Raw genomic sequence first — 19859 nt, forward strand, 5'->3', positions numbered from 1 at the left:
GTCAGTAACCCTGAAACAGGAAATCCAGTGCGCCCGAAATCTTCGCGAACTCGGGCGAAAGGCTGGAAACCGGCTGGCGCAGCAATGATGCCGGTACGGTTGCCAGCAACTGGGTGACCATCACGTATTGCTTGCCGTTGATGGTGAATTCCGGGTTCAGCCGGTCCGCGGCCTGCGGTGCCGCGGATCTTTCCATCAGCGGCACCACCACCCTGGTGCTCATTTCGTCCAGAAGATCAGCCTGAACATCAAGCAGAAGGCTGTCATCATTCGGCCCGGGAAAGACATCGTAGCGTGGCATCAGAACTGGCGGAATTCACTCAATGGAATACCGTTTTCCTCCACCCATTCGTTGTACGAACCGATAGCAGCGGCATTGTCACGCCGCCATGCCTCTTCCCTGGCCTTGCAAACTGCATCCTGGACCCCGGACTCGGCAGCGAGTGACATGTTCACCTTGAGCGCCTTGGCCTCTGCAACCAGTTCGCTTTCCAGAGACAGGTTTGTACGAATTTTCGCCATGATTTTCCTCGTCTGTTGCGCATATCTTATGCGCATAACCAATGGCGAGACAACAGACACGACCCTCGATAGCTGTCGGGAACCGGCGTATGTCGAGAGACCAGAACTGTCGACCGGAACAGGTTTCTTGCGCGCCGGCTACCTGAACTGTCCCGGCAGCCAGACGGCGATCTCCGGGAACAGCATCAGGAAGACCAGCACCAGCAGTTCCAGTCCGATGAAGGGCAGGGCGGCGGCATAGATCTGGGTCAGGCGGATCTCCTGCGGGGCCACGCCTTTCATGATGTAGAGCAGCAGCCCGAACGGCGGCGTCAGCAGGCTGATTTCCATGGCGATCAGCATCATCACCATGACCCAGATCGGGTTCATGCCCAGGCTGTCGGCGATGGGCAGGAAGAAGGGCAGGGTCAGCAGCGCCATGGAGACCTGATCCATGAAGGCGCCGAGGAACAGCAGGATCAGCATCATCAGCGCCATGGCGGTGATCGGTGTCAGGTTCAGACCGCCCACAAGCTGCAGCAGGCCGCTGGTCGCACCGGAGATCTGCAGCACCTGGGAGAAGGTGAGGGAACCGGCGATGATGAACAGGATCATGACGTTGATCCTGGCCGTCTCGGTCAGCGCCTTCCTCAGCCGCGCGAAGGTCAGTTCGCCATAGCAGGCGCAGACCACCAGGGCGGCGACACAGCCCAGCGCCGCCGCTTCCTCCGGGGCCGCGACACGGAAGAAGATGCTGCCCACCACCACCGCGAAGATGGTGAACAGCGGCAGCACATCGCGCACGAACGGGCCCCAGCGTTCCCAGCCGTGCGCGGTCTCCGGCTCGTCATCGACCGGGGCGAGGGACGGATTCATGCGGCAGCGTGCCATGACATAGACCACGAACAGGATCGCCATCAGGATGCCGGGCAGGATACCGGCGATCAGCAGATCCTTGATGGAGCGCTCCGCCAGGCTGGCCAGCAGCACGGCCAGCGCGGAGGGCGGAATCAGCATGGCGATGCCGCCAACCGCCATGATCGGACCCATGGCGAGCTTCGGCTGATAGCCGCGTTTCAGCATGTCGGGCAGCATGACACTGCCCAGGATGGCCGTATTGGCGATGGTCGAGCCGGAGAGGGAGGAGAAGACGGTGCCCCCCGCGATGGAGACGACGGTCAGCCGTCCCGGCATCCGCGCGATCATGCGGTCGATGGCCTTGATCGCCCGGAATGCCACCCCGGTCTGGAACAGGATCTCGCCCATCAGGATGAACAGCGCCACCGGGACGAGGGAGAAGCGGGAGATGGCGAAGACATACTCGATCGGCATCACCGACAGGCCGATCTCGCCGCGCATGAAGACATAGACGCCGACGATATTGGCGGCGAAGAAGGCAAATACCACCGGCAGGCCGAGAAACATCAGCCCGATGACGATGCCCAGCATCATGGCCAGCGCCCAGTACCACTCCATGATCATGACTGGTGGTCCGCCGTGGTCGAGGCGGGGTAGCCTTCGGCTGCACCCCCCATCGACCGCTTCGCGGCCACTTCCCCCGCAAGGGGGGAAGAGGGGAAATGCCGTGATGCGGCGGTGCTCCTTCCTTCCCCCTGGAGGGGGAGGATCGAGGTGGGGGGGAATCCCGGCGGTGGCGATTGGTCACCGCGGTATCGGGCCATCGCAGCCAGCATCACAACCCCTTCGCTTGGTCGGTTTCCGCATCGGGGGCCGCGCCGCCGCGCAGCAGACGGAACAGGAACTCGATGGCCAGCAGGGTGAAACAGGCGACGAAGACCGACAGCAGCACCCATTCGGGCATGGCGAAATACTTGTGCTGCATCGACTGGAACATCCAGGCGCTGTCCAGACTGACCCAGCCGTAGTGGACCAGTACCAGACAGACGGCACATCCGACGAGATCCAGCAGACGCTCCAGCCCACGGGCGAGGGGGGCGGGCAGGTTGCCGACCAGCAGATCGACGCGCACGTGCGACCCCTGACGCAGGACCCAGGGGGCACCCAGGAACACGCCGGCAAACAGCAGATACTCGATGATCTCGTTGAGGCCCGACAGGTTGCCCCAGCCGAACAGGCGCAGCGCCAGGTCCACGGAAATGGACAGCGCGAAACCGCCGACAGTCAGCCCGACCAGCAGGCCGACCAGCCCGTAGGCGACCCCGAAGGCGCGGTCGATGGCGGCGAGGGCGGTCATGTCATCCGGTTTCCGAAACGAAACAGGGGACCGCGCCACACGGCACGATCCCCCGCGTCCCCGACCAGTGGACTATTCCTTCGCGAACAGCGCACGCAGCTTCGCCGCATTGGCGGGGCTGGTCTCCTCCAGCCCGGCCCAGCCTGCGTCACGTGCCGTACCCAGCCACTTCGCCCGGTCATCGCCGGTAAAGGTGATGATGGTGTACTGCTCAGCCTGTTTCGCCATGGACTTCTCGACGGCGGTCTTGTCGACGCCGACCGCCTTCTTCTCCATCTGCATGACGACCGTGGTGATCAACTTCCGCGCCTTGTCGCTCAGGCCGTTCCAGCTCTTCAGGTTCACCAGCACATTGATGTCGGCATCATAGAAACCGGGATCGACGCGCGATGCGGTGACTTCTTCCCAGCCCGGACGCATGCCGGTGATCGGCCAGCCAAAGCCGCCGACCGTGCCGTTCTCCATCAGCGGGTAGATCTGTGCCAGGTCCGAATTCTGCGTGGTGGCGCCCAGCGCCTTGAAGAAGTTGGTGTAGATCGGCGCGACGCGCAGGTGCAGGCCGGTCAGGTCCGGCTTGTCGATGGATTTGCCCTTGCCGAGGTAGAGGTGAAACGGGGTGCCGTAGTGGATGCGCCCCAGCGGCTTCAGGTTCTTGTTGCCGTGGATCTCCTCCATCAGCGCCCAGCCGCCATTGGCGCGGATCTCGTCCGGCGTCCGTTCCAGCAGTTTCCAGGCATCCGCCTCCGGCACCACGTTCTGGTAATAGGCACCGGTGCAGTTCACCAGGTCATAGACGCCCTGTGCCTGCTTCTGCACCATGGTGAAGGGGCTGCCAATGGCGGGCGCGCCCCCCAGATAGTTGATCTTGACGGTCTGGCCACCCTGCTCGTTTATCTGTTTCACAACGCTTTCGAAGCGCTTGGAAAAGAACGAATTCTGCGGAAAGCAGCTTGCCGCGACGAGTGTCGTCTGGGCCTGTGCCGCGCTGGCACCGGCCAGTGCCGCGACCCCGAGGGCCGCTGCGGTCACGAGACCGCGAATATCCGGATAGCGCATTGGCTTCCCCTCCCTGTTTTTTCGTTGGGGAAACTATGAACAGGGGCAGGGGGCAGCGCAAGGGTACGGGGGTGGAATGGGCGTGCGCGACATTCCCGTGGGAACCGTCTGTTGTTGCTCGCCCTTCCGGAAAGACGACGCTCGCGGACTTGATCCGTGAGCCCATGCTCCGACGTCTGCGCGGCACTCTGGGTACCCGGATCAAGCCCGGGTACAGCGTGGCTTGGGGGGCAGGGACAGTTCACCCTCTCCACCTCCCACGATGCTCGCGGACTTGATCCGCGAGCCCAGTCTCCCACGTGCGTGCGGCACTGCCGGCACCCGGGTCAAGCTCTGGCGAGGTCTGGTAGGAAGGGCGCAGGCGGCCTGCGGTCAGGCGTCGAGCGCCTCACCCTCCAGCGTGATGCGGTGCATCTCCCGCCGGGCGCCGTGATAGTCGTTGACGGCATAGTGCCAGCTTGCCCGGTTGTCCCAGAATGCGATCGATCCCGGTGCCCACTGGAACCTGTAGGTATGCTCGGGCCGGGACGCATGGGCGTAGAGCATCTTCAGCAACGGCTCGCTCTCTTCCTTCGTCCAGCCCTCGAACTGCAGCGTAAAGGCGTCGTTGACGTAGAGCGCCTTGCGGCCGCTGATCGGGTGACTGATGACCACCGGATGCACGGCATCCTGCTGCGCCAGCTCGGCATTGCCCAGACGACCCTTGTAGCCTTCACGCCCCTGGGCGTTCGGGCCGAAGCGGTGTCGGCTGGAATGGACCGCACGCAGGCCGTTCAGGGTCTGCTTCAGACCGTCGGAGAGACTGTCGTAGGCCGCGTACATGTTGGCGAACAGCGTGTCACCGCCGCGCGTCGGCGTTTGCCGCGCCAGCAGCATGGAACCCATGGCGGGGATCTGATCGTAGGAATGGTCCGTGTGCCAGGCACCGCCGATATTGGCCGTCTGGTCCGGTTCCTTGACGACCAGGGCAATCTTGTCGTGTGTCGGAACACGGGAGAAGAAGCGGTTGACGTTGATCTCGCCGAACTTCTCCGCTGCCTCGATATGCTGGTCCGGTGTCAGCTTCTGATCGCGGAAGAACAGCACACAATGATCGCCCAGGGCCTGGCGCAGCGCGCCGACCGTGTTGCTGCTCAGATCATTGGCCAGATCGATACCCTGCACGAAGGCACCGACACCGCCGGGTGTGGGTTCGATTTTGAATGGCTGCGCTGCTGTGTCGGCCATGATTGTGATCTCCCGCCTGCGGACCGGTTCTGTGCCGGTTCCGGTTCAATGTCCTGCATGTGTCAGGCGTCGGTTTAACACAAGTGCATTAGAGGGAACAGGCGCGAGATGCGCATGGGCGTATTGCGGACCAGACAGGGGAATGTTTCAGGAGGTTTTCGCGCCTCTCCGCCGACCGTCGTAAATATCGTATAATCAATATTATGGAAAATTATGGAAGCAGGTAGTTTGTGGCTGGCCGAAACCTGCTGGCCCACCTTCGCCGAAGAGCGTCATCACGTCGACCACCAGACAGACACCACCAACATCCCACAACCGCTTTCATGTTGCTGTTCCCCGTAACCTGCCCTTGGGAATGCCAGGAATGATTGCCACTATCCGCCCAGAGGTCGTCTCCGAGACCGGTTCAATCTTGGAATGCATTGAATCTGCGCATGCACGATCCACGAACACGATCACCGAGGTGCGCAACAACGGCTACACGGAAATGCACCTCAATACCCATAACCCATGAAGGACAACATCAGCCTGTACGCCTATCTGGGCTGGAAGGTTCTCTCCGTATCCGGAAACACGGTCAGCATGATGAGAGACTTTCGGCAGAAGCCTCTCTGAGGCGACAGAATCAGGCGTCAGACGGCATGCCTCCCCGGTCGCAGCACCATCCGCGTGGTCAGCAGCCTTGCTCCGGCGACGGCGCGGAGGCGGTGGCCCATGGGGCGGAAACCGGCGCGGGCGAAGACGGGGCGGGAGAGGCGGCTGGCATCGGTGGTGAAACTGGTGATTCCGTGGCTGCGGGCGTGGTCCAGGGCGTGGACCAGCAGGCGGCTGGCGATGCCGCTGCGGGTGGCCGCAGGGTCGGTGAACAGCATGCGGACGTGGCCGTCCTGCATGATCTCCGCGAAGCCCAGCACGACCTCCCCGCCGTGCCCGAGGCTGCCGCCCTGCCCCGCACCCGGGAATCGCTGTCGCGTCGCCCCGCCGCCGGGCACGGTCGCGACGAAGGTCCAGGTGGGCAGCATGCGATTGCGGAAGAACCGCATCGACAGGCGTGGTCTGGCCCAGGCAAGCAGGGCCTTGCGTGGATAGGCCTGGCGCGCGCCGATACGCACCGCGCGCCCGTAGAGCGCCGCAACCGCCGTGACATCATCGGCGCGGAACCGACTGATCTGCATGGGTATTCTGGTCATTGGGAAACCGGCTCATGGCTGAAACGGGCGCCACAATAACAGGGCCCCGCCGGTTTGGGGATAACGGCGGAGCCCTGTCCAGGCACGGAGGTCTGTCTTGCGCTGCTGCCCGTCTGTATAGCCTGAATGGCGGGCCTTCCAGGTGTCGCGCCACTGCGACCGGCGGGAAAGATGATGACCGGACGGAGGGTGCGCCCTGCGGATCGGACCCTGGGCAGCGATGTTACCGTATGTACGGCTGGCCGGTGATTTCTCCGGCCTGTTCGCGTCGCACCGCCCCTTGGGGATGCGGCCCGCGACGCTCAGTTTCGACCAATGGTGTCTGCTGGCCCGTCAGGGCCTGACACCGGATGTTCAGCAGGTCACTGCCTGGTTCGGTGGCGTCATTTTCATAGCCTCCGCTTCATGTGGTTTACGCAACGTAATGTAGCACGATCCGCAGCCTGCCGACAGCGCATTCGTGCGGGGGCTTGGGCGAAGCGGCGGCAAGGCTTGAAACCGGCGCGGGCAGCCGCTATAAGCCGCGCTTCACCGGTCTTCCGGCAGGGCATGCCGCGTTGACCGTTCAGCAGATGGGGGCTCCGTCCCGCATCATCCATCGAGAGAGGAAGCAAATGCCCAAGATGAAGACAAAGAGCGGCGCCAAGAAGCGGTTCCGCCTTACTGCCACCGGCAAGGTGCGCATGCAGCAGGCGGGCAAGCGCCACGGCATGATCAAACGAACCCAGAAGCAGATCCGCAACCAGCGCGGCACGACCATCATGGCCGACTGCGATGCGAAGATCGTCAAGCAATACATGCCTTACGGCTGACCTGAAGGAGACGCAGAGAAATGGCACGTGTAAAGCGTGGCGTCGTCAGCAGGGCGCGCCACAAGGAAGTCATGAAGCAGGCCAAGGGTTTCCGCGGCCGCAGCAACAACACCATCCGCATGGCCCGCGAACGGGTCGAGAAGTCACTGCAGTACGCCTATCGCGACCGGCGGGTGAAGAAGCGGAATTTCCGCGCCCTCTGGATCCAGCGCATCAACGCCGGCGTGCGCGAGCATGGCATGACCTATGGCGTCTTTATCGACGGCCTGAAGCATGCAGGCATCGAAGTTGACCGCAAGGTAATGGCCGACATCGCCGTGCGCGATCCCGCCGCCTTCAAGGTTCTGGTCGATCAGGCCCGGGCCGCCCGCGAGGCAAAGTACGCCGCCGAGTAAGCGACCGGCGGCTGACGCCTCGACTGATCTGGTGGAACAGGCCCGTACCTGAATGCGGTTCGGGCCTGTTCCCGCCGGACCCACAGCGAGCAGCGTTGAACAATGGATATCGAGAAGCTTGAGGCCGACCTGATCGGCCAGATCACGGACGCCGCAAATCTTGGCGATCTGGAGGCGGCACGTGTCGCCACCCTGGGGAAGAAGAGCCGTCTGAGCGAGGTCATGCGTGGCCTGGGCAAGATGGACCCCGCCGAGCGCCAGCAGGTCGCCCCGCGCCTGAACGCGCTGAAGAATTCCCTCAACCAGGCCATCGACGACCGCCGCACCGCCCTGAAGCGCGCGGAGCTGGAAGTGCGCCTGGCCGCGGAGCAGGTGGACATCACCCTGCCCGCCCGGCCCGAGGTGACGGGCCGCATCCATCCGGTCAGCCAGGTGGTGGACGAGATCACCGAGATCTTCGCCGACATGGGCTTCGCCATCGCCGAAGGGCCGGACATCGAGGATGATTTCCACAACTTCACGGCCCTGAACTTCCCGCCGGCCCACCCGGCGCGGGACATGCACGACACCTTCTTCTTCGATCCGAAGGACGACGGGGAGCGGATGCTGCTGCGGACTCATACCTCCTCGGTGCAGATCCGCACCATGGAGACGCAGGACCCGCCGCACCGCATCGTCATTCCGGGCCGCACCTACCGTTCCGACTCCGACATGACCCATACGCCGATGTTCCATCAGATCGAGGGGCTGGTGATCGACCGGAACCTGCACATGGGACATCTGAAGGGCACGCTGGAAGCCTTCAGCCGCGCCTTCTTCGAACTGGACGAGGTGCGGATGCGCTTCCGCCCCAGCTATTTCCCCTTCACGGAACCGTCCGCGGAGGTCGATATCGGCTGTTCCTTCGACAAGGGCCAGATCCGCATCGGTGAAGGCACCGACTGGCTGGAAATCCTCGGCTGCGGCATGGTCCACCCGAACGTCCTGCGCGCCTGCGGGCTGGACCCGGAAGAGTGGCAGGGCTTTGCCTGGGGCATGGGCATCGACCGGATCGCGATGCTGAAGTACGGCATCCCTGACTTGCGCGCCTTCTTCGATTCGGATGTCCGCTGGCTGCGCCATTACGGGTTCCAGCCGACAGATGTGCCATCGCTGGGCGGGGGGCTGAGCCGATGAAACTCACCCTTGGCTGGCTGAAGGATCATCTGGAGACAGATGCGACCCTGGAACAGGTGTTGGAGAAGCTGACCGCCGTGGGGCTGGAGGTGGAGAGCGTCACTGACCGCGCCGCCGAACTGGCCGACTACACAGTGGCCCATGTGGTGGAGGCCGTGCCGCACCCGGACGCCGACCGGCTGCGCGTCTGCAAGGTCGATACCGGCAGCGGTATCGAGCAGGTGGTCTGCGGCGCGCCCAATGCGCGGACGGGCATGAAGGGCGTCTTCGCCCGCTCCGGCCTGACCATTCCGGGCACCGGCCTTACCCTGAAGCCGACGAAGATCCGCGGTGTCGACTCCAACGGCATGCTGGTGTCAGAGCGGGAGATGGGGCTGTCGAACGAACATGACGGCATCATCGAACTGGCCGCAGACGCACCCGTGGGTGTGCCGTTCGCCGGTGTCGTCGGGCTGGACGATCCGGTGATCGAGGTGGCGATCACGCCGAACCGCCAGGAGTGCCTCGGCATCCACGGCATCGCCCGCGATCTGGCCGCTGCCGGACTGGGCACCCTGAAGCCGTTCGACCGCAGCCCAGTCGGCGGTGCCTTCCCCTCCCCCATCGGGGTACGCTTCACCTTCGACGATCCGGCGACGGCGGATGCCTGCCCGGTTTTTCACGGCTGCTACGTCCGTGGTGTGAGGAATGGCCCGAGCCCTGAGTGGATGCAGCGACGGCTGAAGGCCATCGGCCTGCGCCCGATCTCGACACTGGTCGACATCACCAACTTCGTCACCTACGACCTTGGCCGCCCGCTACATGTCTTCGACGCGGACAAGGTGCAGGGCGACATCCAGGTCCGTCTGGGACGCGAAGGCGAGTCCTTCGTCGCGCTGGACGACAGGACCTACGAGATGGCGGGCACCGAATGCGTCATCGCCGACGACTCCGGCGCCCATGGCTTCGGTGGCGTGATGGGTGGCGCGGCGAACGGCTGTACGGCGGAGACGGTGAACGTCTTCATCGAGAGCGCCTGGTTCGATCCGGTTCGCACGGCCCAGACCGGTCGGCGGCACGGTATCGATTCCGATGCCCGCTATCGCTTCGAACGCGGCGTCGACCCGGAAAGCGTGGCCTGGGGCATCCATGTCGCGGCGCGTCTGGTGACCACGCTCTGCGGTGGCGAGGCCAGTGACATCGTGCAGACGGGTGCGATTCCTGACCAGTCACGCACCCTGCGCCTGCGCCAGAGCCGAATCGCCTCCCTGGGCGGTGTGCAGGTGCCGGAGACAGAGACCCGCCGTATCCTGAGCGACCTCGGTTTCGGCGTCGAAGGTGAGGGCGAGGACATGCAGGTCAGCGTGCCGAGCTGGCGCATCGATGTGGATGGCGAAGCCGACCTGGTCGAGGATGTCGTTCGCATCTTCGGCTATGACCATATCGAGACCGTGCAGCTGCCGCGTCTCAGCGACGTGGCGACCCCTTCCCTGACGGCCGGGCAACGCAACGTGCGCACCGCCCGCCGGGCGCTGGCCGCGCGCGGCATGTATGAATGCGTGACTTGGTCGTTCCTGCCGAAGGCGCAGGCGGAACTGTTCGGTGGCGGCGACGCGACCCTGCGGCTCGCCAACCCGATCTCCGCTGATCTGGACTGCATGCGGCCGTCGCTGCTGCCCAACCTGATCACCGCCGCCGCACGCAATGCAGCACGGGGCAACGGCGACATCGCCCTGTTCGAGGTCGGTCCGCAGTACCGCAGCGATGCCCCTGACGGGCAGGACACGGTGGCCGGCGGCATACGGCGCGGACGTACCGGCGACCGTCACTGGGCCGCCAGCCCCCGCGCCGTGGACGCATTCGACGCCAAGGCCGACGCGGAGGCCCTGCTGAACGCCGTCGGGCTGGACACGTCCAAGGTCCAGATCGCGCGCGGTGCATCCGCCTGGTATCACCCGGGCCGTTCGGGCGTCATCCAGTTGGGTCCGAAGCTGCGGCTGGCGCAGTTCGGCGAAATCCATCCGGCGGTGCTGGAGGAACTGGACATCAAGGGGCCGCTGGTCGGGTTCGAGGTGTTCATGGATGCCATCCCGCAGCCGAAGGCCGGTCGCAAGACGACGCGCCCGCCGCTGACCGTCTCCGACTTCCAGGCCGTGACGCGCGACTTCGCCTTCGTCGTTGCCCGCGATGTGGCCGTCGCCGACATGATCCGCGCCGCCCGCGGTGCCGATCGCAACCTGATCACGGCGGTGGACATCTTCGACCTCTACGAGGGCGAGCGCATCGGCGCGGATGCCAAGTCCGTGGCCATGTCCGTGCGAATGGAACCCATGGACCGCACGCTGACCGACAAGGAAATCGACGCGGTCGGCGAAAAGGTCATCGCCAACATGGCCAAGTCAGTAGGCGCAAGCCTGCGCGGCTGAGTCGTTCGACCGAAACCGCCGCGCAGGAAGGCTCAGACCCGCTCCAGCACGATGGCAATGCCCTGCCCGACGCCGATGCACATGGTGCAGAGCGCATAGCGGCCGCCGGTGCGGTGCAACTGGTTGACGGCTGTCAGGATCAGGCGCGCGCCGCTGGCACCCAGCGGATGGCCGAGGGCGATGGCACCGCCATGCGGGTTCACGTGATCAGCATCATCGGGCAGGCCGAGCTGACGGGTCACGGCCAGTGCCTGGGCGGCAAAGGCCTCGTTCAGTTCGATGACGTCCATGTCGGCGATGGTCAGCCCCACCTGTGCCAGCACCTTCTCCGACGCCGGGGCCGGACCGAAGCCCATGATCCGGGGAGGCACACCGGCGGTCGCCATGCCGAGGATGCGCGCACGCGGAGTCAGGCCATTGCGGGCTGCCGCCGCCTCCGTCGCGATCATCATGGCGCAGGCGCCGTCATTCACGCCTGAGGCATTGCCTGCGGTCACGGAGCCACCTTCACGGAACGGCGCGGGCAGCTTGGCGAGGGCCTCCAGCGTGGTACCGCCGCGAATATGTTCATCATCGGCCACAACGACAGGATCGCCCTTGCGCTGCGGGATGGTCACCGCCGCGATCTCCTCCGCGAAGATACCGTCCGCCTGTGACTTCGCCGCGCGCTGCTGGCTGCGGAAGGCAAAGGCGTCCTGATCCTCGCGCTTGATCTGGTAATCGGCGGCCACGTTCTCCGCCGTCTCCGGCATGGAATCGACGCCGTACATCTTCTTCATCTGCGGATTGACGAACCGCCAGCCGATGGTGGTGTCATACATCTGTGCCGAGCGGGAAAACGCGCTGTCCGCCTTGCCCATGACGAAGGGCGCGCGGGTCATGCTCTCGACACCGCCGCCGATCATCAGTTCCGCCTCGCCTGCCTTCACCGCGCGTGCTGCCGTACCGACGGCATCCATGGACGACCCGCAGAGCCGGTTGATGGTGGAGCCGGGAACACTCTCCGGCAGGCCGGCCAGCAGGGAGGCCATGCGGGCGACATTGCGGTTGTCCTCCCCCGCCTGATTGGCACAGCCGTAGATCACGTCATCCACGGCGTCCCAGTCGACGCCGGTCAGCTTCTCCTTCAGCGCCTTCAGCGGGTGAGCCGCCAGATCGTCGGCGCGTACAGTCTTCAGCCCGCCGCCAAAGCGTCCGAACGGTGTCCGCACTGCCTCACATACAAACGCTTCAGCCATGTCTCGTTTCCTCTCGGGGTGGTTCACTGTTTTTCAAAGGATAGGGCGTCCGCCGACGCTGTAAACGTCTCAACCGCTTCCGTTATCAGGTCACTTTGGCGCGTGCATGGAACCGCGGCTGATCCCAGGTCCGGTTGCGCAGGATGTCCTCCAGCGTCTTCGCGGCCTTCAGCACATCCGCGAACGAAAGATAGAGCGGCGTGAAGCCGAAGCGGATCACGTCCGGTTCCCGGAAGTCGCCGATCACGCCCTGGTCGATCAGAGCCTGCATGACGGCGTAGCCATCAGGACAGTGCCATGACACCTGTGATCCGCGGCTGTCGCCGTCGCGTGGGCTGGCCAGGCGCAGATCATGGTCGCCGGCGAACCGGTCAATGCAGGCGATGAACAGATCGCCTAGGGCAAGAGACTTTGCCCGCACGGCCTGCATGTCCACATCGTCCCAGACATCCAGCGCCGCATCCATGGCGACCATCGACAGGATAGCCGGGGTGCCGACCCGGAACCGGTCGATGCCTTCTGCGGGACGATAGTCCGGATCGAACGCAAAAGGCGCTGCGTGGCCCATCCAGCCGGTCAGGTGGCTGTTCACCTGATTCTGCAGTTCGGGGCGCACATAGAGGAACGCCGGCGCGCCGGGGCCGCCATTGAGATACTTGTAGCCGCAGCCGACGGCAAAATCCGCTCCGGCTCCGGCAAGATCGACCGGCAGGGCACCCGCCGAGTGCGCCAGGTCCCAGATCGTCACGATGCCAAGATCACGGGCGCGGGCGGTCAGGGCATGCATGTCGTGCAGTCGCCCGGATCGGTAGTCGACCTGTGTCAGCATCAGGACCCCGACATCCGGCGTCATGGCAGCCGCAACATCCTCCGGCGCGACAGTCGTCAATGTCCCTGCCCGGCCGAGCTGACCCTGCGCCACATACAGGTCGGTCGGGAAATTGCCGGTGTCGGAGAGCACCACCTGGCGTTCCGGTACCATGGCAAGAGCGGCCTGCAAGACCTTGGCGAGATTGATGGAAGTCGAATCGGCGCAGATCACCGAACTCTCGGGTGCGCCTATCAGTCCGGCAATCCGGTCGCCGATGCGGCGTGGCAGGTCCATCCAGCCTTCCGCGTTCCAGCCCCGGATGAGCTGTTCACCCCAGCCGCGCGAGACCGCGTCCGCCACCCGTGCCGGAACGTTGCAAGGCAGCACCCCGAGGGAATTGCCATCCAGATAGACCAGCCCCGCGGGAATGGTGAAACGTTCCCGCCAGCCGGAAAGCGGGTCGGCGGCATCGAGATCGGCGGCACGTTGCGTCAGGTCATCCATTGCGTGGCCCTGCTGCTTCCCGCCGATACCCGCGTCCGCTCTCAGAGGTCGGGCAGTACCCGGTCCGGCGGGGTGTGGCCGTCAACGAAGGTCTTGATGTTGATCAGCACCTTCTCGCCCATGTCCACACGTCCCTCGATGGTCGCGGAGCCCATGTGCGGCAGCAGCACGACATTGTCGAGCGCCAGGAGCTTCGGGTTCACGGCGGGTTCATGCTCGAACACGTCCAGCCCCGCTCCGGCGATGTCGCCTGCCCGCAGCATCCGTGTCAGCGCGTTCTCGTCGATCACCTCGCCGCGGGAGGTGTTCACCAGATACGACGTCGGCCGCATCAGCTTCAGGCGCCGGGCGGAGAGCAGATGGTATGTCGCGGGCGTATGCGGGCAGTTGACGGAGATGATGTCCATGCGGGCCAGCATCTGGTCCAGGCTCTCCCAGTAGGTCGCCTCCAGATCCTTCTCGATGCTTTCGTGCAGGCGGCGGCGGTTGTGATAGTGAATCGACAGGCCGAAAGCGCGGGCACGGCGGGCGACGGCAGTGCCGATCCGGCCCATGCCGATGATGCCGAGGCGCTTGCCCCAGATCCGGTGACCCAGCATCTGTGTCGGTGACCAGCCCTGCCAGTCCCCTTCCCTGAGCTTGCGCTCACCCTCGGTCAGGCGGCGCGGCACGGCCAGCAGCAGCGCCATCGTCATGTCGGCGGTATCCTCGGTCAGCACACCCGGCGTGTTGCAGACAGTGATCCCCCGCTGGCGCGCGCCGGCAAGGTCGATGTGGTCCACGCCCGTGCCGAAGCTGGCGATCAGCCTCAGGTTCGGGTTGGCCTGGCTGAGGATGGCGGCATCGATCCGGTCCGTCACCGTGGGGACAAGGACATCGGCAACCTTCACGGCCTCGATCAGTTCCGCCTTCGTCATCGGCGTGTCATCGAGGTTCAGGCGGGTGTCGAACAGCTCCATCATCCGGGTCTCGATCGGATCGGGCAGCTTGCGGGTGACAACGACCAGCGGCTTCTTGTTGGTGCTCATGATGCTCGGCAATCCCTCGTGCGGTACGGCGCTTGACGCTGGAGTATCAGCGGCTTCCCGCCTTGTCCAGCAATCACCGGACGTGTCGGCGTCACATGCCGCATCGAATTGTGTTTTCGGAATCCAAGCTTGCCATTATCCTCCCGCGCCGCAGGGGAGACGGTCCCAGGACAGCGGGACCGTGCGAGCATGAGGGAGCAAGATGGGCATGGCTGATGAAGCCAACGCGAGCCTGGACAAGCTGAGGGCCGACATCGACCGGATCGATCAGGAGCTGCACGCCCTGTTGCGGGAGCGCGCCGCGGTCGTGAAGCGTGTCGGGCTGGCCAAGCGTGCCTCCGGCGGTGCCGCCGCGCCGATCGTGCGTCCGGGCCGGGAGGCCAATGTCATCCGTGCCCTGGTCAAGCGACATGACGGTGCCATGCCTGTCGCCTCGGTCGCCCGCATCTGGCGCGAACTGATCGCCGATGCCTGCCAGATGCAGTCCCCCTTCCGCATCGCGCTGCATGCGCCGGAGCGGTCCATCAGCCACTGGGACGTGGTTCGGAACCATTTCGGCACCATTGCCCCCATCACACTGTGCGGCAGCGCACAGCGAGTCCTGCAGGAGCTTGAGACGCCGGGTACCATCGGCGTCCTGCCCTGGCCGGATCACGATGTTCCGTCACCCTGGTGGCCGCACATGGCTACATCCGACCTTTCGGCCAGCGTCGTCACCGCACTGCCGTTCTTCGAGAGCGCCACGGGCCACTTCGAGGACCGCAAGCTGATGGTCGTCGCGACCTATCCGGCGGAGGAATCCGGCGACGACACCAGCTATGTGGTCGTGCAGACCGACCCTGAGCTCAGCCGGACCCGCCTCGGCGGCCTGCTGGACCGGCATGGTCTTTCCGGCCACGTGATCGCGACCAGCGGCCGGGAGGATGATTTCAAGCAGTTGCTGGAGATCGATGGTTTCGTCAGTCGTGGTGACCCCCGCATCGCCGCACTGGAGCAACAGTCGGAAGGCCAGATCCACCGGGCCATTCCGATCGGGGCCGCGGCCCGGCCAGTCGGGATGCTCGACAGCCGGGGCTGACGCCGCTCTGGACCCTGCGCCCTTGCAGTGCTATCGCGCCCTTGCACGGTCCTGTCCCGTGCCGAGGTGCTATCCTGAGGTTTGCCGCCATGACCACGCCAACACCACAACCCGGCCTGATGCAGATCACCCCTTACAAGGGGGGTGAATCGGAGCTTGAGGGTCTGGACAACGTCCGCAAGCTGTCCGCAAACGAGACGCCGCTGGGTGCCAGCCCGCGCGCCATCGCGGCCCTGAAGGAAATGGCCGAGACGGTGCATCGCTATCCGGACGGCGGGGCGGTGCGCCTGCGGCAGATGCTGGGGCAGCGTTTCGGCCTGCCCGCGGACAATCTGATCTGTGGCAATGGCTCCGATGAGCTGATCGGTCTGATCACCTCCGCCTATGCCGGTGTCGGTGACGAAGTGCTCTACAGCCGTCACGGCTTCCTGATGTACCCGATCGCCGCCATGGCAAACGGGGCAACCCCGGTCGCGGCGCCCGAGACGGATTTCTGCGCCGATGTCGATGCGCTGCTGGCCGCAGTGACGCCACGCACCCGCATCCTGTTTCTCGCGAACCCCAACAATCCGACCGGAACCTACCTGTCGCGTGACGAGGTTGCGCGCCTGCGCGACGGCCTGCGCGACGACATCCTGCTGGTCATCGACGCGGCCTACGCCGAATACGTCGGCAAGAACGACTACGACTCCGGCGCGGCGCTGGTCGCGAAGCATGACAATGTCATCATGACGCGCACCTTCTCCAAGATCTTCGGACTGGCCGGACTGCGGGTCGGCTGGGCCTATGCGGCACCGGAGATCATCAGCGTGCTGCATCGTGCACGGGGGCCGTTCAACACCAACCTGATGGCGCAGGCGGCGGCGATTGCCGCGCTGGAGGATACCGCGCATCTGGATGCGGCACGGGCGCACAACGACCGCTGGCTGCCCTGGATGACCGACAAGCTGCAGGCTCTTGGCTTCGATGTGCCGCCGTCCATCGGCAATTTCGTCCTCGCCCGCTTTCCCGGTGGCCCGGATCAGGCGAATGCGGCGGATGCCTACCTGCGGGCGCGCGGCATCATCCTGCGCCAGATGGGCGGCTACGGGCTGCCTGAAGCCCTGCGCATCACCATCGGCACCAAGGCGGACAATGAGGCGGTTGTTGCGGCCCTGCAGCAGTTCCTGACCGAAGGATGAGTGATTTCATTCCGTTTCGGCGGCTGACCCTGATCGGGATCGGCCTCATCGCCTCGTCCATTGCACGCGCCGCGCGGGTGGACGGGCTGGCGGAGGAGATCGTCTGTGCTACGCCCGATGCCGACCATCGGGCACGGGCCCTGCGTTCCGGCCTGGTGGACCAGGCCTTCGCGAGCAATGCGGAGGCCGTGGTCGGATCCGATCTGGTGATTATCTGCACACCGGTCGGTGTCATGGGCACCGTGGCGGCGGAAGTCGGACCTGCCCTTGAGGCGGGCGCAATCCTCTCCGATGTCGGGTCGGTGAAGGATGGTGTCGTTCGCGCGGTCGGACCGCATGTTCCTTCGCACGCCCACTTCGTTCCGGCACACCCGATCGCAGGCACGGAGAATTCCGGGCCGGATGCCGGGTTTGCCAGCCTGTTCCGTGGTCGCTGGTGCATCCTCACGCCCCTTCCCGGGGGCGATGCCGAAGCGACCGAACGTCTGAGCAGCTTCTGGGTTGCGATGGGCGCTCTGGTGGAGACCATGGACACGAAGCACCACGATCAGGTGCTGGCCATCACCAGTCATATCCCGCATCTGATCGCCTACAACATCGTGGGCACGGCGGATGACATGGAGGCGGTCACGAAGTCCGAGGTGATCAAGTTCTCAGCCGCCGGTTTCCGCGATTTCACCCGCATTGCCGCGTCTGACCCGACCATGTGGCGCGACGTGTTCCTGAACAACCGGGAGGCCGTGCTGGAGATGCTGGGCCGCTTCACGGAGGATCTGGCCGCCCTGCAACGGGCGATCCGCTGGTCCGACGGCGACGCCCTGTTCGACCTGTTCACCCGCACCCGCGACATCCGTCGCGCGATCATCGACGCGGGTCAGGAAACCGATGTGCCCGACTTCGGCCGGCACGTGGCGGAGGAACCGGACCTGCCCAAGGCGTGACACTCGCGAGGCCGTCGCGGGCACCGGCGGAGATGCAGATGCTGGCCAGCGTGCGTTCCTGCTCATAGGGCCAGGACCGCCCCCGGTGCAGGGTGGCGCGTTCATCCCATACCAGCAGGTCTCCCGGTTGCCAGACATGGCTGTAGACCATGGCCGGGCGCGTGGCGAAATCGATCAGTTCATCGATCAGGGCCAGCCCTGCATCCGGTTCCATGCCTTCGACACCACAGGCGTGGGAGGCGATATAGAGCGAGTCCGTGCCATTCACGGGGTTGCGCCAAAGCGACCGCCAGAGCTGGTCGCCCCAGCGGTTCATTTCCGGGCGAGCGGCAAGTTCCCCGGAGATGCGTGCCCGCGAGTGCGCAAGCCTGTGTCTGAATATGGCCCCCTGCGTCCGTGCCTTCAGGTCCCGCGGCATGTCGGCCCAGGCGACGCGGGTGGACACCAGCTCCGTCTCGCCACCTTCCGACGGCAGGACACGGGCCGCCAGCAGGTTGGCGAGCGCTGGCACCGGCAGGAAGGTGCTGTCGGTGTGCCAGAGCTGATTCCCGGTCAGATTGAGGGTATGCAGGCTGTCAGGCGCAGCGACGGTTCCGTCGGCCAGCCGGTTGGTGACATTGTCCATCCGCGGATCAGGCCCATTCGCGCCCATGGAGCGATCCTCGACCGGACCGAATAGCGCGCCGAAGCGAAGGTGCGCCGCATCATCGAGGTCCTGGTTCCGGAAGAGCAGCAGGGAGTGTTCCTCGAACGCTGCCCTGATCCGCCCGAAAAGTGGCCCCGCACGCACCTGGCGCACGTCAACATCCAGGACCTCCACCCCGAAGCGATCATGCAACGGGGCCAGTTTCATGATCCGGGATGCTCCTTGGCCCAGCGTCCGGCGTCGGCCGGGGACATGCGGACCGTCAGGCTGATCGCCTGTTCCCCGTCCTGCCGCGACAGGATCTCGCTGTTCCGGTAGAGCCAGGCGAGAGACGCGCCATCGGCGGGATCGACCGTCGTCACGACCTCGACCTTGGTGCGGGCGATGCGGCGGGCGATTTCTGCCGCCAGATCATCCAGCCCCTCCCCCGTGATCGCGGAGACAAGCACGCCGGGGAACTTCCGTGCCGCAGCCTCGTCAGCCACAGCCTGTCGGGTCTCCGCATCCAGCAGGTCGATCTTGTTGTAGACCTCCACGATCCGCGGTGTGTCGCCGGGGTCGATGCCCAGTCCCTCCAGCACGCCAGCCACATCGGCGGCCTGCGCCTGGCTGTCCGGCTGGGCGGCATCGCGGACATGCAGGATGATGTCGGCCTCCACCACCTCCTCCAGCGTCGCGGAGAAGGCGGCGACAAGCTGGGTCGGCAGGTCGGCAACGAACCCCACCGTGTCGGAGAGGATCACCGGGCGCCCGTCCGACAGGGTCACGGCCCGCATCGTCGGGTCCAGTGTCGCGAAGAGCTGGTCACGGGCATAGACCTTCGCGCCGCTGAGATGATTGAACAGCGTGGACTTGCCGGCATTGGTGTAGCCAACCAGCGCCACGACCGGGAACGGCACGTCCTGTCGGGGTTTCCGGTGCAGGCCGCGGGTGCGCTTGACGTGTTCCAGGTCGGATTTCAGTCGCACGATACGTTCATCGATCAGACGCCGGTCGATCTCGATCTGCGATTCACCCGGGCCGCCGAGGAATCCTGCACCGCCGCGCTGCCGTTCCAGATGGGTCCAGGACCGCACCAGGCGGGAACGCTGGTACTGCAGATGTGCGAGTTCGACCTGCAGCCGCCCTTCCCGCGTGCGGGCCCGGGCACCGAATATCTCCAGAATCAGACCGGTACGGTCGATCACCTTCGCCCCGACCGCCCGCTCCAGATTGCGCTGCTGCGTCGGCGAGAGAGTGGCGTCGACCACGACCAGTTCCAGTTCCTGTGCCTCCACGGCGGCCGCGATCTCGGCCACCTTGCCGCCGCCGATCAGGGTCGACGGGCGGGGATTGTCGAGACGCAGGGATTCCGCGTGGCGCACATCCAGCTGGATGGCGTCACAGAGGCCAACAGCCTCCTCCAGCGCCACCGAAGGCTCCCGTGTTGCCTCCATCGGCAACCAGGGATCGATC

The 19859-nt window shown here is 65.1% G+C and carries 19 protein-coding genes; 7 read left to right on the forward strand and 12 right to left on the reverse strand.

Translation table 11 applies throughout. The features are described from left to right. Position 1: 1 nt before the first annotated feature. The 7 genes from QGV54_RS08610 to QGV54_RS08640 all read right to left on the reverse strand — a co-directional run bounded on the left by QGV54_RS08610 (position 2) and on the right by QGV54_RS08640 (position 6189). Positions 2–301: a CcdB family protein gene (locus QGV54_RS08610; protein WP_281017254.1), complete on the reverse strand. Its 300-nt coding sequence runs from the start codon at positions 299–301 to the stop codon at positions 2–4. Continuing rightward, positions 301–522: a type II toxin-antitoxin system CcdA family antitoxin gene (locus tag QGV54_RS08615; RefSeq protein WP_281017253.1), complete on the reverse strand. Its 222-nt coding sequence runs from the start codon at positions 520–522 to the stop codon at positions 301–303. Before QGV54_RS08615 ends, QGV54_RS08610 begins: the two co-directional genes overlap by 1 nt. Positions 523–660: 138 nt before the next feature. Next, complete coding sequence (locus tag QGV54_RS08620; RefSeq protein WP_281017252.1) at positions 661–1983, reverse strand: TRAP transporter large permease subunit; 1323 nt, start codon at positions 1981–1983, stop codon at positions 661–663. Positions 1984–2194: 211 nt separating this feature from the next. After that, positions 2195–2716 carry a TRAP transporter small permease gene (locus tag QGV54_RS08625; protein ID WP_281017251.1) on the reverse strand — a complete coding sequence of 174 codons (522 nt, stop codon included), beginning with the start codon at positions 2714–2716 and terminating at the stop codon, positions 2195–2197. A 72-nt stretch (positions 2717–2788) separates the two neighbouring features. After that, complete coding sequence (locus QGV54_RS08630) at positions 2789–3772, reverse strand: hypothetical protein (protein WP_281017250.1); 984 nt, start codon at positions 3770–3772, stop codon at positions 2789–2791. A 372-nt stretch (positions 3773–4144) separates the two neighbouring features. Then, positions 4145–4999: a TauD/TfdA family dioxygenase gene (locus tag QGV54_RS08635; protein WP_281017249.1), complete on the reverse strand. Its 855-nt coding sequence runs from the start codon at positions 4997–4999 to the stop codon at positions 4145–4147. 632 nt (positions 5000–5631) lie between these two features. Then, a complete protein-coding gene (locus QGV54_RS08640) occupies positions 5632–6189 on the reverse strand; it encodes a GNAT family N-acetyltransferase (RefSeq protein WP_281017248.1) in 558 nt (185 codons plus the stop codon). A 614-nt stretch (positions 6190–6803) separates the two neighbouring features. Between QGV54_RS08640 and rpmI the strand changes: the two genes are divergently transcribed. From rpmI to pheT, 4 genes are all read left to right on the forward strand, one after another. Further along, positions 6804–7001: a 50S ribosomal protein L35 gene (gene rpmI / locus QGV54_RS08645; protein ID WP_281019876.1), complete on the forward strand. Its 198-nt coding sequence runs from the start codon at positions 6804–6806 to the stop codon at positions 6999–7001. A gap of 20 nt (positions 7002–7021) precedes the next feature. Beyond that, positions 7022–7396: a 50S ribosomal protein L20 gene (gene rplT / locus QGV54_RS08650; RefSeq protein WP_281017247.1), complete on the forward strand. Its 375-nt coding sequence runs from the start codon at positions 7022–7024 to the stop codon at positions 7394–7396. A gap of 102 nt (positions 7397–7498) precedes the next feature. After that, positions 7499–8572 carry a phenylalanine--tRNA ligase subunit alpha gene (pheS, locus tag QGV54_RS08655; protein WP_281017246.1) on the forward strand — a complete coding sequence of 358 codons (1074 nt, stop codon included), beginning with the start codon at positions 7499–7501 and terminating at the stop codon, positions 8570–8572. Next, the gene (pheT, locus tag QGV54_RS08660) at positions 8569–10977 is read left to right on the forward strand and encodes a phenylalanine--tRNA ligase subunit beta (RefSeq protein ID WP_281017244.1); all 2409 of its coding nucleotides are present in this window, start codon (positions 8569–8571) and stop codon (positions 10975–10977) included. The genes pheS and pheT overlap by 4 nt, the downstream gene beginning before the upstream one ends. Before the next feature lie 32 nt (positions 10978–11009). Here the strand turns inward: pheT and pcaF are convergent, their stop codons facing one another. From pcaF to QGV54_RS08675, 3 genes are all read right to left on the reverse strand, one after another. Next, entirely contained in the window at positions 11010–12215 is a 1206-nt protein-coding gene (pcaF, locus tag QGV54_RS08665; RefSeq protein WP_281017243.1) for a 3-oxoadipyl-CoA thiolase, read from the reverse strand. An 85-nt stretch (positions 12216–12300) separates the two neighbouring features. Next, positions 12301–13530 (reverse strand): kynureninase, encoded by a 1230-nt coding sequence (gene kynU, locus QGV54_RS08670; protein WP_281017242.1) that lies wholly within the window; start codon positions 13528–13530, stop codon positions 12301–12303. 41 nt (positions 13531–13571) lie between these two features. Further along, entirely contained in the window at positions 13572–14558 is a 987-nt protein-coding gene (locus QGV54_RS08675; RefSeq protein WP_281017241.1) for a D-glycerate dehydrogenase, read from the reverse strand. Between the two features lie 208 nt (positions 14559–14766). On the opposite strand from QGV54_RS08675, the gene QGV54_RS08680 reads away from it, so the two are divergent. From QGV54_RS08680 to QGV54_RS08690, 3 genes are all read left to right on the forward strand, one after another. Continuing rightward, a complete protein-coding gene (locus tag QGV54_RS08680) occupies positions 14767–15636 on the forward strand; it encodes a chorismate mutase (protein WP_281017240.1) in 870 nt (289 codons plus the stop codon). An 89-nt stretch (positions 15637–15725) separates the two neighbouring features. Beyond that, the gene (gene hisC, locus QGV54_RS08685) at positions 15726–16817 is read left to right on the forward strand and encodes a histidinol-phosphate transaminase (protein WP_281017239.1); all 1092 of its coding nucleotides are present in this window, start codon (positions 15726–15728) and stop codon (positions 16815–16817) included. Next, the gene (locus tag QGV54_RS08690) at positions 16814–17758 is read left to right on the forward strand and encodes a prephenate/arogenate dehydrogenase family protein (RefSeq protein WP_281017238.1); all 945 of its coding nucleotides are present in this window, start codon (positions 16814–16816) and stop codon (positions 17756–17758) included. The genes hisC and QGV54_RS08690 overlap by 4 nt, the downstream gene beginning before the upstream one ends. Here QGV54_RS08690 and QGV54_RS08695 read toward each other — a convergent pair. Continuing rightward, positions 17679–18611 (reverse strand): TauD/TfdA family dioxygenase, encoded by a 933-nt coding sequence (locus tag QGV54_RS08695; protein ID WP_281017237.1) that lies wholly within the window; start codon positions 18609–18611, stop codon positions 17679–17681. The genes QGV54_RS08690 and QGV54_RS08695 overlap by 80 nt on opposite strands. Then, positions 18608–19840, reverse strand: a complete 1233-nt coding sequence (hflX, locus tag QGV54_RS08700; protein WP_348637710.1) for a GTPase HflX — start codon at positions 19838–19840, stop codon at positions 18608–18610. Before hflX ends, QGV54_RS08695 begins: the two co-directional genes overlap by 4 nt. Positions 19841–19859 lie beyond the last annotated feature (19 nt).

The organism is Minwuia sp. IMCC3060 (assembly GCF_029909435.1).
In the GTDB taxonomy this organism is placed as follows: Bacteria; Pseudomonadota; Alphaproteobacteria; order Minwuiales; family Minwuiaceae; genus Minwuia.

What these genes read in the sequence shown, in the direction of transcription:
- QGV54_RS08690 (WP_281017238.1), top strand. Translation starts at nt 16,814, where the DNA reads ATGAGTGATTTCATTCCGTTTCGGCGGCTGACCCTGATCGGGATCGGC.
- QGV54_RS08680 (WP_281017240.1), top strand. Translation starts at nt 14,767, where the DNA reads ATGGCTGATGAAGCCAACGCGAGCCTGGACAAGCTGAGGGCCGACATC.
- QGV54_RS08635 (WP_281017249.1), bottom strand. Translation starts at nt 4,999, where the DNA reads ATGGCCGACACAGCAGCGCAGCCATTCAAAATCGAACCCACACCCGGC.
- hflX (WP_348637710.1), bottom strand. Translation starts at nt 19,840, where the DNA reads ATGGAGGCAACACGGGAGCCTTCGGTGGCGCTGGAGGAGGCTGTTGGC.
- rplT (WP_281017247.1), top strand. Translation starts at nt 7,022, where the DNA reads ATGGCACGTGTAAAGCGTGGCGTCGTCAGCAGGGCGCGCCACAAGGAA.
- pheS (WP_281017246.1), top strand. Translation starts at nt 7,499, where the DNA reads ATGGATATCGAGAAGCTTGAGGCCGACCTGATCGGCCAGATCACGGAC.
- QGV54_RS08640 (WP_281017248.1), bottom strand. Translation starts at nt 6,189, where the DNA reads ATGACCAGAATACCCATGCAGATCAGTCGGTTCCGCGCCGATGATGTC.
- pheT (WP_281017244.1), top strand. Translation starts at nt 8,569, where the DNA reads ATGAAACTCACCCTTGGCTGGCTGAAGGATCATCTGGAGACAGATGCG.
- QGV54_RS08630 (WP_281017250.1), bottom strand. Translation starts at nt 3,772, where the DNA reads ATGCGCTATCCGGATATTCGCGGTCTCGTGACCGCAGCGGCCCTCGGG.
- pcaF (WP_281017243.1), bottom strand. Translation starts at nt 12,215, where the DNA reads ATGGCTGAAGCGTTTGTATGTGAGGCAGTGCGGACACCGTTCGGACGC.
- QGV54_RS08615 (WP_281017253.1), bottom strand. Translation starts at nt 522, where the DNA reads ATGGCGAAAATTCGTACAAACCTGTCTCTGGAAAGCGAACTGGTTGCA.
- hisC (WP_281017239.1), top strand. Translation starts at nt 15,726, where the DNA reads ATGACCACGCCAACACCACAACCCGGCCTGATGCAGATCACCCCTTAC.
- QGV54_RS08695 (WP_281017237.1), bottom strand. Translation starts at nt 18,611, where the DNA reads ATGAAACTGGCCCCGTTGCATGATCGCTTCGGGGTGGAGGTCCTGGAT.
- kynU (WP_281017242.1), bottom strand. Translation starts at nt 13,530, where the DNA reads ATGGATGACCTGACGCAACGTGCCGCCGATCTCGATGCCGCCGACCCG.
- QGV54_RS08610 (WP_281017254.1), bottom strand. Translation starts at nt 301, where the DNA reads ATGCCACGCTACGATGTCTTTCCCGGGCCGAATGATGACAGCCTTCTG.
- QGV54_RS08625 (WP_281017251.1), bottom strand. Translation starts at nt 2,716, where the DNA reads ATGACCGCCCTCGCCGCCATCGACCGCGCCTTCGGGGTCGCCTACGGG.
- QGV54_RS08620 (WP_281017252.1), bottom strand. Translation starts at nt 1,983, where the DNA reads ATGATCATGGAGTGGTACTGGGCGCTGGCCATGATGCTGGGCATCGTC.
- rpmI (WP_281019876.1), top strand. Translation starts at nt 6,804, where the DNA reads ATGCCCAAGATGAAGACAAAGAGCGGCGCCAAGAAGCGGTTCCGCCTT.
- QGV54_RS08675 (WP_281017241.1), bottom strand. Translation starts at nt 14,558, where the DNA reads ATGAGCACCAACAAGAAGCCGCTGGTCGTTGTCACCCGCAAGCTGCCC.